Consider the following 13,130-nt stretch of genomic DNA (forward strand, 5'->3'; position numbering starts at 1 on the left):
GGGGAGGGATTGTAGGCGGGGGAACGTGCGGGGCAGGTTACGCGCCCCGGTAGAACGGCAAGCCCACGCGCACCGCCGGATGCCGCTTGCCGCGCACCTCGACTTCAAAGGTATCCGCTCCAGCGTGGGCAGCGTCTATCAGCGCCATCGCGATGGGATGGCCCAGCGTGGGGCTGCTGCTGCCGCTGGTGATGGTACCCACCTGCACGCCGCCGTCGGCATACACCGGGTAACCCTCGCGTACCGGCACGCGCTCCAGCTTCAGCCCGATCAATCGCTGCGGCGGCGCGGCGGTGATGTGGGCGCGGCCCAGGTGTTCCTTGTCCTTGACCACCCAGCTGTAAGAACTGCTCAGCGGATGGATGGTGTCGGAGAACTCGTGGCCGTACAGCGGGAAGCCGGCTTCCAGCCGCAGCGTGTCGCGCGCGCCCAGACCCGCGGGCGTGATGCCGATGGCCAGCAGTTTGTCCCACAGCGTCTCGGCCTCGCTGGCGTCCACGAAGACCTCGAAGCCGTCCTCTCCCGTGTAGCCGGTGCGGGCCAGCATCACGTCAAAGCCGAACAGCCTGGCGGCGAAGTACGCGTTCTTCTTTTTGGCCGCCAGATCGGTGTCGCTAAAAGGTTGCAGCAGTTCCGCCGTCTTCGGCCCCTGCACGGCCAGCAGGGCCCATTTCTCCGACTCGTTGGACAGCGTCACGTCGTGGCCTGCCGCGTGCCGTTCCAAGTGCGCCCAGTCCTTGTCGATGTTCCCGGCGTTGACCACCAGCAGGTACTCGCCTTCGGCCACCATGTAGATGTAGATGTCGTCAATCAGGCCGCCCGCCTCGCCCGGCAGCCAGTTGTAGTGGGCGCGTCCGGGGCGCAGTTTGCTGACGTCGTTGGTGGTGACGCCCTGCAGGAAGGCCAGCGCGCCGGGGCCGGTCACGCGGAACTCGCCCATGTGCGAGACGTCGAACACGCCTGCCGACGTTCTCACGGCGTCGTGTTCGGCTTTCAGGCCCGCGTACTGCACGGGCATGTCCCAGCCGCCGAAGGGCACCATCCGCGCCCCGGCCCGCAGGTGGGCGGCGTGAAGCGGCGTGCGCTTGAGCGTCGGCTCTGGCGGGCTTGAGGGGGTCTGGGTCACCCCAAAATGGTAGCCGAGCGGGGGGGCGTGTGTCCGGGCGTGCCGGACGCGCAGAGCCTGCTGGACGCACAGGGCCTGATCAGCGCCCCCTCACTCCAGCGCGTAAAACGTTTCCAGCGTGACGCGCTCGGGGAACTTGCGGATAAAGTCCACGGTGCTCAGCGCCTGGGTGCGGTGGCAGGCGATGGCCTGGAGCTTGCGGGTAATGTGGGCGGTCACGTCATGCCGGGTGTTGGGCGGCAGCCACTCGGCACGCAACGCCTCGTTCTCGGGGGGCGTGTCGCTGGCGTAGTACCACAGCTGTGGGCGTTCCCCCTCCGGCAGGCTGTCCCAGGCGGCCTTGACGGCGCGGTGGGTGGTGACGTGGTCCGGGTGGCCGTTGCTGCCGTTGGGCGGGAAGGTCAGCACCGTCTCCGGGCGGTGGCGGACCATCGCCTCGCGGGCCACCTCCACCAGGTTTTCCAGTGGCTGATCCTTCAGATATTTGTCGGGGAAGGTGTGCTGTTCGTGGACGCTGCCGGGGGTGGTGGTCAGACCGATCACCTCCAGGCAGGCGGCCAGTTCGGCGGCGCGCATGCGGGCCAGTTCCTCCGGCCCCTCGGCCAGCCCCAGGGTGCGGCCCGCCTCGCCGCGCGTCAGGGTGACCAGCCCGCAGCGGTGGCCTTGCGCGAGCAGCTCCATCAGCGTGCCGGACGCGCCGTAGACCTCGTCGTCAGGGTGGGGAACGATCAGCAGGAGTTTCATTTTCTGGGCAGCGGACATGCCCGTCAGCATAAGCGTGCTGGCGGATGCGCGGCGGAATCGGGCGAGGCCACAATGCCGGCATGACTTCCTTTTCGCTGCGGGACTTCCGCAAACCACAGGACTACGCCGCCGTGGCGGAGGTGCTGAACGCCAGCAATCCGGCCTGGCCGCTTACCCCTGACCTTCTTCAGTCTTGGGAAGAGGCGCGCGACCCTGCCCTGTTCAACACCCAGCTGGTGGCCGAGCAGGGGGGGCGCATCGTGGGGGTGGGCGGCATCGGCCATGACGATTTCGCCTTCGAGGACTGGCGCTATTCCGGCAATCTGGCCGTTCACCCGGACGCGAGGGGACAGGGCATCGGCTCGGCGCTGTACGACGAACTGCTGCGGCGGGTGCGTGAACGCGGGGCGCGCGAGATCCGGACCATGTCCAGCGACGAGGCCACCGACGCGCCGGGCCGGGCTTTTCTGGAGACACGCGGGTTCAGGGTGACCTGGGAACGTTACGAGTCGCGGCTGGACACGGCGGGTGTGGACCTCTCCCGTTTTGACGACCTGATGGCCTCGGTGGCCCAGGAGGGCATTGAGTTGCGCTCGCTGACCGATCTGAGGGCCGAGCCAGAGCGCAACCGCTGGCTGTGGGAGCTGGACTGGGAACTGTTTCAGGACGTGCCGATGGGCATGACACTCACCAAGCGCCCGCTGGACGCCTGGGTCCGGCAGGAGCTGGACGACCCCACGCTGGCCTCCGATCTTTCCTTCGTGGCGATCCGGCCCGGCGTCAATGATCCGCTGACCGGCCCCTGCGTCGGCTACAGCACGCTGGGCAGCAATCCTTCTGGCTTCTACTACATCGGCATGACCGGCGTGAAGCGCGGGGAGCGGGGCAAGGGTCTGGCCAAGGCCCTCAAGGTGGCGGCCATGCGCGCCCTGGCCGCCTCGGGCGGCGGCGAGATCCGCACCTTCAACGATCCGCCCAACGTCGCCATGATCGGCATGAACGAGGTGCTGGGGTTCAAGCGCACCTCCACCCGCTACCGCTACGAACTGAACCTGAAGGACACGCCATGACCACCACCACCCTGACCGTCCGCCCCGCCACCGACGCCGACATCCTTGCCCTGGCCCAGCTGATGAGCGAGGCTAATCCACGCCACCCGGTCACGCCGCAGACCTGGGCACACGAGATTGCCGAGCTGCGCGGGCACTCGCTGGGGCTGCATGTGGCGCAGTGGCTGGCCGAGGAGGAAGGCGTGGCGCGCGGCATGGCGCTGACCCTGCAATCCCCTGGCATGTACCATCCGGACCGCTACTGGGCCGAGGTGCTGGTGCCTGCGCAACACGGACGGCGGGGGGTGGGCGCACAGCTGGCCGCCACGCTGGGAACGCACCTGCGGGCACGTGGGGCGCGTGAAATCCTCTCCGGCGCGTATGAGGAGGAGCCGTGGGCCGTCAAGTTCCTGACCCGGCGCGGCTTTTCTGAGACGCTACGGTATTTCGACAACGTGCTGGAGATGAGCGGGTTCGAAGCCTCCGCCTGGGCCGGGGAATCGAAACTGCCCGGTGGCGTGCGGGCCGTCTCCCTGGCCGAGCTGACGGCAGAGATTGGCCTGGACGCCGCCATCGCCGCCTACTATGCCGCCTTCGCCGAGGTGCGCGAGGACGTGCCGCGCTCCTCGCCGCCCACGCCACACACCCTGGAGGACTTCCGCACCCGCCTGCTGAACGCTCCCCAGTACTTCCCTGAAGGCACGCTGCTGGCTGTCACGGAAGCGGGCGAGGTGGTGGCCCTGTCCGAATTGCGTCTGAATGACACCGATCCGGGACGGCTTGACACTGGCCTGACGGGCACGCGCCGGGCCTGGCGGCGGCATGGACTGGCGCTGGCGCTGAAGATCGCGGCCCTCCAGCTGGCAAAACGGCGCGGCGTCCGCGAGATCTGGACCGGCAACGCCACCACCAACCGTCCCATGCTGGCGCTGAACGAACGCCTGGGGTTCCGCCCGCGTCCCGCCTACATCGAGATGCGCTGGGGCGGCGTATGAGCGTGACCGTCCGCCCGATCGGGGACGGGGAGTGGGCCGCTGCGGAATGGGACGCTGCCGCCCACCTGCTATCCCTGGCCCAGCCCCACGAGCCCTGGGGTGCCAGGGAACTGCGCAAGCGCCAGCAGGAACAGACCGACTGGGGCTACCGGGCGGGTGTGCTGGTGGCCCTTCAGGACGGCGAGGTGCGCGGCATGGCCGCCTATTCACAGAATCCCGGTGCCTACCACCCGCAACGCTATGTGCTGGAGCTGGCCGTCCACCCCGCGTCTGGCGGCAGGGGTGTGGGCGGTGCCCTCTGGGACGCGCTGGAAGGAATATTGCGCGAACACGACGCGCAGCAGGCCCGTATCCTGGCCCGCGAGGACCATCCTGTCGCGCCGGGTTTCCTGGCGCGGCGCGGCTTCACGGCAGGCAAGCGCTACTTCACCAGTTCGCTGGACGTGACCGCCTTCGACGACGCGCCGTTTCGCACACTGCTCGCTGCGCTGGCCGCGCAGGGCGTCCGCATTCGCAGCCTCGCGGAGTTGCAGGCCGGGCACATGCCGGACCTACACACCCGCTTGCACGCCCTGATGTCCGATGTGCGCGGGGACGTGCCACGCGCCGATCCGGTCACGCCGCTGAGCTTTCAGGTGTTCAAGGACGCTGTGCTTGGCGATCCTGGCCTGTTGCCGCAAGCGTATCTGGTGGCAGAGGCCGGGGGCGAATGGATCGGGCAGACGACTCTCTTCCGCAGCGAGGCGAGCCGCGAACTATTTACCGGCCTGACCGGCGTGACCCGCGAGTGGCGTGGCCGGGGGGTGGCCACGGCCCTGAAAGTCGCGGCCATCGGCGTGGTGCGTGCGCTGGGTGCGCCCACCATCCGCACCGACAACGCCAGCGACAACGCGCCCATGCTGCGCGTCAATGACCGCCTGGGCTTCGTGCGCGATCCGGCGACGGTCAGCTATCTGCGGCAGTTCTGACGCCTGGCAGGACGGTGAGGGAAGATGGGGCATGACCTTGTCCCCGTCACTGCCCCGTCTCCCTGACTCCCTGCCGTGCTGCTGAGCATTGACTGGGACGCCTATTCCGGCACGCGTGAACTGATCTTTGACGCGCCGATCTGGGGCACGCGTGATCTTGAGCATGACCGGCTGGCCGCCTGGCGGGAGCGGGTTCGGAAACGGGGCGGGCAGGACTGGAATGTGCTGGCCGCCGATTTCCCGCTGTTCTCCGGCTGGCAGGCTCTGGCGCAGTACGTCGGGATGCCCGCGTTCGTGGCCCTCAGCCATGCGGACGCTTGGGGATGGCTGGAGCGGTTTCCAGGCCGGGACGTGCTGAACATCGACTCGCACCATGACCTCGCCAGCTTCAGCGGGGACGCCCTGCGCGTGCGCCCCGGTAACTGGGCGGGTCTGGGCCTGCGGGCCGGATTGATCCAGCGGTACACCTGCCTGTATCCGGAGTGGCACGCAGACCTCCCGGTGGCCGAGGGTTTCGATCTGGGGCGCACCCGCGCGGAGGTGCTGCCCCTGCTCGCGCCCGGAGTGCTGGAACGCGTCACCCTGACCCGAGCCCTGCCCCTGCCGCCTCCCGGCCAAGTGGAGACGCTACTGCTCGTTCAATCTCCGGCGTGGACGAATCCGGCGCACGACAAGGAATTTCTGGCCCTCGCCCAGCAGCTGAACTGCGAAACGCTGACGAGCCCTCTGAGCCGTTTGCGATTTGACGGTTGAACCCAGCCCTTTAGACGTTCAGGCCCCCAGCCCGTCTCCCCGCGCTAGCCTCGCCCTCACCTATGTCACCCTCACCCCTGCCGCTGATCGTAAGTGCCGGAGAAGCCCTGACCGACCTCGTGACCGCCGGGGGTGCAGCCTGGACAGCGCATCCCGGCGGAGCGGGCTGGAACGTGGCGCGGGCCTGCGCCGCCCTGGGGGTGCCCAGCGCTTTTGCCGGAGCGGTGGGCCAGGACAACTTCGGGGATGACCTGCTGAGCGCCTCCGCCGAGGCGGGGCTGGACCTGCGCTTCCTGCAACGGGTGACTGCCCCCACCCTGATGGCCGTGGTCTACAGCGCCAACCCGCCCTCCTACCGCTTTCTGGGTGAGAACAGCGCCGATCTGCACTTTGACCCGTCCGGGTTGCCGGAGGGCTGGCTGGAGGCGGTCAAATGGCTGCACGTGGGCGGGATCAGCCTGAGCCGCTGGCCGCTGGCCGACACGCTGCTGTCGCTGGTCAGACAGGCCCGCGCGGCGGGCGTGAAGATCAGTTTCGATCCCAACGCCCGCATCACCCACCGCCACCGCGCCTACCCGGCGGTCATGGAGCGCGTGGCCCGCCAGGCCGACCTGCTGAAGTTCAGCGATGAGGATCTGACCTTCTTCTTCCCCGGCACCCCGGAGGCGGGGGCGCTGCAAACCCTGCGCGGCTGGAATCCGCGTGCGCCGATTGTGATCACGCGTGGGGCGCAGGGGGCCAGCCTGTACCACGCGGCGGGGCGGGCCGACGTGCCGGCCTTCCCAGTGGAGGTGGTCGACACGGTGGGTGCGGGCGACGCGCTGTGCGCCGGACTGCTGGTTTCGGCCACCGAGCGCCCGCAGGCGCGGTGGACCGAGCATCTGGCGCTGGGCCTGAAAGCTGCCGCCGCCGCCTGCGCCCACGCCGGGGCCTACGCGCCCACACGGGCGGACCTGGAGGCGATGGGGGAGCGCTGAGCAGAAGGCTAAGGCAGACGTTTCAGCGCTGCCAGACATACGGGGTGGTCGTCGTGACGGCCAGCAGCCCGCTGCGCTCCAGAATCGGGCGGGAGAATTCGGTGGAGTCGCTGTGCAGGTAGCGCACGCCGCGTTCCAGGGCAGACCGGGCTCGGGCGGCGGTCAGGGCACGGTAAATGCCTTTACCACGCCAGCCGGGGACGGTGCCGCCCCCCCACAATCCGGCGAACTCGGTGTCTGGGATGACCTCCAGGCGGCCCACACAGATCATCTCCTGCGCGGTTTCGGCCACCCACAGTTCCACGCGGCCTGCGCCCTGCTCGATGTGACGCACGAAGCGGTCCACGTCGAAGGCCTGCCCGAAAGCCTGTTCCTGAGCGCGGGCCGCCCGCACCATGTCCGGGTACGGGTCCGCCAGGGTGTCGATGCGGCGCAGCGTGACGCCCTCCGGCAGGGGCACAGGCTGGTTCAGCAGGCGGGCCTCGCCCAGCATGACGGTCTCGGTGTCCTCGGCGTGAAAGCCATGCGTGCTCAGGCGCTGGGGCAGATCGGCGGGCGCGTCGTGCCCACGCGTCTTCCACTCGAAGCTGAGAATCTGCGGGTCAGCGGCGTAATGCGCGACCGTTTGCGCGATCAGGTCGTTCAGTGCCTGCCCCGTGAGGCCGTCCAGCGAGCGATACGACACGAAGCCCCGGTTTCCGAACGTGCCGCGCCACAGCGGTCCCGCGCGGTCCACGCTGTCCGCGCCGACCATCTCCGCCCCCTCGCGCAACTGGGCGTCGTATGCCGCCAGCAGAACGGACTGGGAAGGGGCAAGCGGGGTGTCGCACATTCCTCAGTTTAGCCCAGCGCTTGGTCCCCTCTTGATAAACCTCTCGCAATAACTCCGGATCAGGCGTACACTGCCCCGGTGCTGGGCGTGGAACATCTCACCGTGAAATACGGCTCTCAAGTCGCGCTGGAGGACGCCAGCGTGCGCTTTGAGGCCGGCAGCTTCTCGGCCATCATCGGGCCCAACGGTGCGGGCAAATCCACGCTGCTGCGGACACTGGTGGGCCTGCTGCCCGCTCACCACGACGCCGTGCGTTTCGATCCGGGCCACACCGCGCAGAACTGCATCTCCTACGTGCCGCAGCAGCAGACGCTGGACTGGGGCTTTCCGGTCACGGTCTGGGACGTGGCGATGATGGGCCGCACCGGCCGCCTGGGCTGGTTGCGCTGGCCGGGGCGCACAGACCGCGAGCGGGTGGCGGCGGCGCTGCGGGAAACGGGCGTGTTTGACCTACGCCACCGCCACATCGGTGCCCTGAGTGGCGGCCAGCGCCAGCGTGTCCTGCTGGCCCGCATGCTCGTCCGCGACGGCCACCTACTGCTGCTGGACGAGCCCCTGACCGGCGTGGACGCCACGACGCAGGAGCAACTGATGGCCCTGCTGCGCGCCCAGGCCGACAAGGGCCGCGCCGTGGTGATGGTCACCCACGACCTGGAACAGGCCCGGCGCTGGTGCGATCACCTGATCCTGATCAACAGGCGCGTGGTGGCCGACGGCACGCCCGAAGAGGTCTACACGACGCAGAACATCGAGGCCACCTTCAGTACGTCGTTTCTGGGACACACGCATGCCGAGGCTTAGGGGAGGGCCGGATTTGAACCTGCTGATTTTGCTGGCCTGCCCGGCAGCCTCCTCCTCACTAGGTGCGGCAGAAGGGAAGAAAACCCCTGGACGGATTGATGCACTTCCTCACTGACCCCCTGCAGTTTGATTTCTTCGTGCGTGCGCTGCTGGCGGTGGGGCTGGTCAGCGTGCTGTGCGCCCTGGTGGGCGCGTGGGTGGTGCTGCGCGGCCTGAGTTACATCGGCGACGCCATGAGCCACGCGGTGCTGCCGGGCATCGTGGGGGCCTTCCTGTCGGGCGGCAGCCTGCTGCTGGGGGCGCTGGTGGCCGCCGTGCTGACCGCGCTGGGTATCGGCGTGGTGGGGCAGCGCAGCGGTCTCAAGCAGGACAGCGCCATCGGCATCGTGTTCGTGGGCATGTTCGCGCTGGGCATCGTGATGCTCTCGCGGGTGCCCACCTTTACCTCGGACCTCAGCCACTTTCTGATCGGCAACCCGCTGGGCGTCACCGCCGCGGACCTGTGGGGAGCGCTGGCAGTGACGCTGGTGGTGGGCGCGGTGCTGGGCGCAGTCCAGAAGGAACTGCTGCTGGCTTCTTTCGATCCCACCGAGGCGCGGGCGGTGGGTCTGCCGGTCCGCAGGCTCGAAAGCCTGCTGCTGATCCTGATCGGGCTGGTGGTGGTGCTGACCGTGCAACTGGTGGGAACCACCCTGAGCGTCAGCCTGCTGATCACTTCCAGCGCCGCTGCCCGCCTGCTGGCCCGCAGCCTGCCGCGCATGATCGCGCTAGCCGCCGCATTGGGCATCCTGGGCGGCGTGGTCGGGCTGTACCTCAGCTATTACCTGGACACCGCCACAGGCGCGACTATTGTGCTGGTGAACACGGCCGTCTTCCTGCTGGTGCTGCTGTTCCGGCGCAGGGAATAAGGGCCTGTGCCAGGGGTTAGACCGTGAACCAGCCCGACTGCGCCGCAATCACGCGCCAGGGGTCATACGTCGCTTCGGCAGGCGTGCGCCCCGTGCGGGCCAGATAGTCCTGCACCACGCGGTAGCCCAGCGCGTACCCGGCGTGATCGGGAATGCCCAGACCGGAACTGCCCAGCCCCGGCGTCGCGCGTCCGCCAGCAAAGGCCGCCATCACCCCGTCGCCGAAGATGTAGCCGCGCACCACCCCGAAGTCCTGCTCATTGAGCGCGGCCTGATAGCGCGGCTGAAGGCTTCGCAATTCGTCCAGGCCCAGCGTCGTCGTCCACGGCCCCAGACTCCCTGGGCCATGCAGGGCCGCCGCAAAGGACTCGGCCAGCCCCTCGGCCACCAGATACGCGCCCAGCGACATGGGAAAGGTCCAGTCGGGCAGGCCGAAGCGGACGTTGTGATTGAATTCGTGCGCCGTGACGGCGGGCAATTTGCACAGGTTGTGCGGCCCTGGCCACACCGAAAGCGTGACCCAGCCAGGGGTGTTGCCCGCCCCGGTGTAGCCCGCCTCGCCCAGTCCATCCGGTGAGGCCAGAAGCACGGCGAGACGGACTTCGGGCAGGGTCAGGCCATGCTCGGTGGGGCGCAACTCGTCAATGGCCTGTTGCAAGGCGGCACGATTATCTTGCTGAACGTTCGCCCGCTCCAGCATGTCCAGCGCGGCCAGGCCCTGTTCGCGGCCCATGTCGGGCAGATACAGCCGCATGGTGTGGGCTGCCGCCAGCGCCGGATCATGGCCCGCGCCGCCGGGCAGGTAGCGCAGCATGTTCTCCCAGACAGGGCGCAGCGGTTCCATCACGCTCTGGCGGAAGAGGGAGAGTTGCTGGTCTTCCGGGCGCCTGAGCACCTCGCGCAGGGCGCCCAGGGTGTCGATTTCAGTGATGTGCATGTGCGTGACCTCCTGCCCCGCACCGTAAGACCTCACGCCGCGTCAGGGTCAAGTCCGCGCCGCTATGACATCTGGCCTAGTGTGGGCAGGCCGCGTTAAACTCGTGTCAACGCTTCCGGGCTGCCCGGCGTTCGGCCTTCCCCCACTCAAAGGATGTTTCCAGTTGCGCCCCAACCACCTGTAATCACGGTTTGAATCGTCCTCCCAGCAGGTCTGGGATGGCCTTCGCCCGCAGGGGGTTGTGTGTTGTTGCGTATGACAGAGGTCGCCCGTGTTTACGGCGACGAGATGGTTTTTGAAGGTGTGAATCTGGAGATCAGTGCTGACGAGCGTCTGGCGCTGATCGGGGAAAATGGCAGCGGCAAGAGCACGCTGCTGCGCGTGCTGGCCGGTCTGGACATGCCGGACGCGGGTGTGGTGACGCGGGCAGGGCGAGTGGCCCTGCTGGCCCAACACACCGAAATCGGGGCGGGCACGCTGCTGGACGCCGTGACTCCCCCCGAATTGCAGCGGGCACGGCGGGCGTTCGAGGTGGCCTCCGCTGGGCTGGAATACGCCGATGACGCTGCCGTGCACACCTTCGCGGAGGCCGAGGAGGCGTACCGGCTGGCCGGAGGCTACGACTTCGGGGCGCGGGCGGCGGGCGTACTGGGCGGCCTGGGGCTGGAGGCTGACCTGGACAGCACGCAACTTTCCGGCGGCCAGACCCGCCGCATGATGCTGGCGCGGCTGCTGCTCTCGCCCGCCGACGTGTACCTGCTGGACGAACCCACCAACCACCTGGATGCGGACGGCGCGGCGTGGCTGGAGGGCTGGATTCGTGACTCGGCAGCCGCTTTTGTGCTGGCGAGCCATGACCGTGCTTTTCTGGACGCGGTGGCGGGGCGCACGGCAGAACTGGAGCGCGGCACGCTGACTGTCTATCCGGGCGCTTACACGGTGGCAATGGAACTCAAGGCGACGCTGCGCGAGGCGCAGGAGCGTGATTACGCGGCCTTCAAGCGCAAGCGGGCGGCGCTGGAGGAAGAGCAGCGCCGTCAGGCCAGCAAGGGTGGGGTGGAGGAGAACCGGCGCCGTGCAAAAGACAATGACAAGTTCCGGTCCACCCACAAGGCAGAACGGGGGCAGCAGATTTTCTCGGCCAGGGCGAAAGCGATGCAGAAACAGATCGAGCGCCTGGACGCCGAGGCCACCGCCAAACCTTTTCAGGATCGCCGCGCCGTGCGCCTGGATTTACCTGCGGCCCCGCACGGTCCTTGCGAGGTGCTAAGCGTGCGGGAACTGGGCGTCTGTCGCGGGGGACAGGCCATTCTGCGCGGCGTTGATCTGGAGGTGCGCCGGGGAGACCGCATCGCCCTGACGGGGCCGAACGGCGGCGGCAAGAGCACGTTGCTGGGCGCATTGCTGGGGACACTGCCCCACCGGGGAGAGGTGCGGTGGGGACCAGGACTGACCCTCTACACGGCGGGGCAGCACGGCGAGGAACTGTCCGGGCTGGAGACGGTGGGGGACGCCCTGCTGGACGCCAACGCAGAACTCACCCCGCACCAGTTGTACGAGGTGGCGGCGGGGCTGGGCCTGCCGGGCGGACCATCCTTTCCTCTGGCCGGTCTGTCTGGCGGGCAGCGCACCCGCCTGAGCCTGGCCCGCCTGAGCGTCACGCGGGCGCAGGTGCTGGTGCTGGACGAACCGACAAATCACCTGGACATCCGCGCCATTGAGGCGTTGGAGGCGCTCCTGCTGGACTTTCCCGGCACCGTCCTCCTCGCCAGCCATGACCGCGCCCTGATCGGGCGGGTGGCGACGCGGGTGTGGACCGTGGACGGCGGCGAGGTCAGGGAGGACTAGGGGGCCGTGCCCGTTCCCGGCCTACTGGAAACGCACGGTCGCCAGCACCTTGCTGAACAAGGCGTTGGCCGCCGCGTAACGTTCGGGCGAGTCGGTCAGCTGGAACGAATACAGGTTGCGTGCGCCGTTGCCGTACCACACGCGAATCCGGAGCTGGCCCTGCGGATGGGTCACGCTGTATTCGCGCTCGGTGCCGCCCACACCGCCGTAACGGGCGGCCTTGCTGGACAGCTGCTTGATGGTCACGCCGCTGGATTTCAGGCCGGTCTCGAACTTGCTGAATTCGGTGTTCAGGTCCACCGCCGCGCCGTTCTTGGGCATGAACAGCAGCCGGATCAGTGTGGCGGGCGGGGCCTTGGCCGACACCAGACTGACGCCAGAAGTGCCGTCGGCAAAATCGGCCCCCAGCCAGCCCTGCGGCAGGCTGACCTTGAAGGGCAGTTTGGGGTCGCTGAAGGGCACCAGCGTCTGCGCGCCCGCCATGCCGAGGCTGGCGGCCCCCAGGGTCAGCGCGGCGGCGGTCAACAGGGAAGAAGCGTTCATACACGGACGGTAGCAATTCCCGGTGAGGACTCCCCCCGGCTTGCGATCAGGGGAGCGTCAGCGCGGGACCAGCCCTGGCCGGGGCCACAAGCGCAGGTTGGCCGGTCCCGCCACGTCGCGCAGGTCCACCGGGCCGTACACACGGCTGTCCAGGCTGGCCCCCAGGCGGCGGTTGTCGCCCAGCACCCAGACCTTGCCCGGCGGCACGGTCAGCGCGGGCTGGTCCCGCGAAAAACCGTCGCTGGCGTAACTCTCCGCCAGCGGTTTGCCGTTCAGGACGACGCGCCCCTCCTGAATAGCCACCGTGTCACCCTCCAGCGCCACAGCGCGCTTGACGTTGTAGGGGCGGTGGCGCACGCCCCAGACCGTTTCATAACTGTATGGGCTGTCTGCCGGAGCCTTGAAGATCAGCAGGTCGCCGCGGCGTGGATACGACGTGGGCAGATGGGCGGCCCGCAACCAGCGCGGGTATTTCAGCAACAGCAGCAGGTCCCCGGTGTGCAGGGTGTCATTCATGGAGTCGCCGTCCACGCGGGCCAGGGTGCCCACGAAGGTGGTCAGCAGGTACACCGGCAACAGCGCCCCCAGAATCCAGATTCGCCAGGCCTGTTTCCAGGGGCTGGTTGGAGGTCGGGGCACCGGATTCACG

At 68.4% G+C, this 13,130-nt stretch carries 14 protein-coding genes; 8 read left to right on the forward strand and 6 right to left on the reverse strand.

The window, feature by feature from the left end; genetic code table 11:
• Positions 1-37: 37 nt before the first annotated feature.
• Entirely contained in the window at positions 38-1,126 is a 1,089-nt protein-coding gene (gene gcvT / locus HNQ08_RS18395) for a glycine cleavage system aminomethyltransferase GcvT (protein ID WP_184135421.1), read from the reverse strand.
• Between the two features lie 90 nt (positions 1,127-1,216).
• On the reverse strand, positions 1,217-1,900 hold the full coding sequence (locus tag HNQ08_RS18400) for a PIG-L deacetylase family protein (protein WP_184135424.1): 684 nt from the start codon (positions 1,898-1,900) through the stop codon (positions 1,217-1,219).
• Positions 1,901-1,950: 50 nt separating this feature from the next.
• Here HNQ08_RS18400 and HNQ08_RS18405 point away from each other — a divergent pair, with 50 nt between their 5' ends.
• From HNQ08_RS18405 to HNQ08_RS18425, 5 genes are all read left to right on the forward strand, one after another.
• Positions 1,951-2,940, forward strand: coding sequence for a GNAT family N-acetyltransferase (locus tag HNQ08_RS18405; RefSeq protein ID WP_184135426.1), 990 nt, complete (start codon positions 1,951-1,953; stop codon positions 2,938-2,940).
• The gene (locus HNQ08_RS18410) at positions 2,937-3,914 is read left to right on the forward strand and encodes a GNAT family N-acetyltransferase (RefSeq protein ID WP_184135428.1); all 978 of its coding nucleotides are present in this window, start codon (positions 2,937-2,939) and stop codon (positions 3,912-3,914) included. Before HNQ08_RS18405 ends, HNQ08_RS18410 begins: the two co-directional genes overlap by 4 nt.
• Positions 3,911-4,882: a GNAT family N-acetyltransferase gene (locus tag HNQ08_RS18415; RefSeq protein ID WP_184135430.1), complete on the forward strand. Its 972-nt coding sequence runs from the start codon at positions 3,911-3,913 to the stop codon at positions 4,880-4,882. The genes HNQ08_RS18410 and HNQ08_RS18415 overlap by 4 nt, the downstream gene beginning before the upstream one ends.
• Before the next feature lie 75 nt (positions 4,883-4,957).
• Entirely contained in the window at positions 4,958-5,635 is a 678-nt protein-coding gene (locus HNQ08_RS18420) for an arginase (protein WP_184135433.1), read from the forward strand.
• A 62-nt stretch (positions 5,636-5,697) separates the two neighbouring features.
• Positions 5,698-6,612 (forward strand): carbohydrate kinase family protein, encoded by a 915-nt coding sequence (locus tag HNQ08_RS18425; RefSeq protein ID WP_184135435.1) that lies wholly within the window; start codon positions 5,698-5,700, stop codon positions 6,610-6,612.
• Positions 6,613-6,634: 22 nt separating this feature from the next.
• Here the strand turns inward: HNQ08_RS18425 and HNQ08_RS18430 are convergent, their stop codons facing one another.
• Entirely contained in the window at positions 6,635-7,444 is an 810-nt protein-coding gene (locus HNQ08_RS18430) for a GNAT family N-acetyltransferase (protein ID WP_184135437.1), read from the reverse strand.
• Positions 7,445-7,522: 78 nt separating this feature from the next.
• Here HNQ08_RS18430 and HNQ08_RS18435 point away from each other — a divergent pair, with 78 nt between their 5' ends.
• Positions 7,523-8,245 carry a manganese ABC transporter ATP-binding protein MntA gene (locus HNQ08_RS18435; protein ID WP_184135439.1) on the forward strand — a complete coding sequence of 241 codons (723 nt, stop codon included), beginning with the start codon at positions 7,523-7,525 and terminating at the stop codon, positions 8,243-8,245.
• 98 nt (positions 8,246-8,343) lie between these two features.
• On the forward strand, positions 8,344-9,153 hold the full coding sequence (locus tag HNQ08_RS18440) for a manganese ABC transporter permease MntB (RefSeq protein WP_184135442.1): 810 nt from the start codon (positions 8,344-8,346) through the stop codon (positions 9,151-9,153).
• 16 nt (positions 9,154-9,169) lie between these two features.
• On the opposite strand, the gene HNQ08_RS18445 is transcribed toward HNQ08_RS18440, so the two are convergent.
• Complete coding sequence (locus tag HNQ08_RS18445; RefSeq protein WP_184135444.1) at positions 9,170-10,090, reverse strand: DUF2268 domain-containing putative Zn-dependent protease; 921 nt, start codon at positions 10,088-10,090, stop codon at positions 9,170-9,172.
• A gap of 255 nt (positions 10,091-10,345) precedes the next feature.
• Between HNQ08_RS18445 and HNQ08_RS18450 the strand changes: the two genes are divergently transcribed.
• The gene (locus tag HNQ08_RS18450; RefSeq protein WP_229790128.1) at positions 10,346-11,938 is read left to right on the forward strand and encodes an ABC-F family ATP-binding cassette domain-containing protein; all 1,593 of its coding nucleotides are present in this window, start codon (positions 10,346-10,348) and stop codon (positions 11,936-11,938) included.
• A gap of 21 nt (positions 11,939-11,959) precedes the next feature.
• Here the strand turns inward: HNQ08_RS18450 and HNQ08_RS18455 are convergent, their stop codons facing one another.
• Together HNQ08_RS18455 and lepB are read right to left on the reverse strand one after the other, a co-directional pair.
• Positions 11,960-12,481 (reverse strand): hypothetical protein, encoded by a 522-nt coding sequence (locus HNQ08_RS18455; RefSeq protein ID WP_184135449.1) that lies wholly within the window; start codon positions 12,479-12,481, stop codon positions 11,960-11,962.
• A gap of 57 nt (positions 12,482-12,538) precedes the next feature.
• Complete coding sequence (gene lepB / locus HNQ08_RS18460) at positions 12,539-13,129, reverse strand: signal peptidase I (RefSeq protein ID WP_229790115.1); 591 nt, start codon at positions 13,127-13,129, stop codon at positions 12,539-12,541.
• Position 13,130: the final 1 nt, after the last annotated feature.

It is taken from the genome of Deinococcus humi (genome assembly GCF_014201875.1).
GTDB lineage: Bacteria > Deinococcota > Deinococci > Deinococcales > Deinococcaceae > Deinococcus > Deinococcus humi.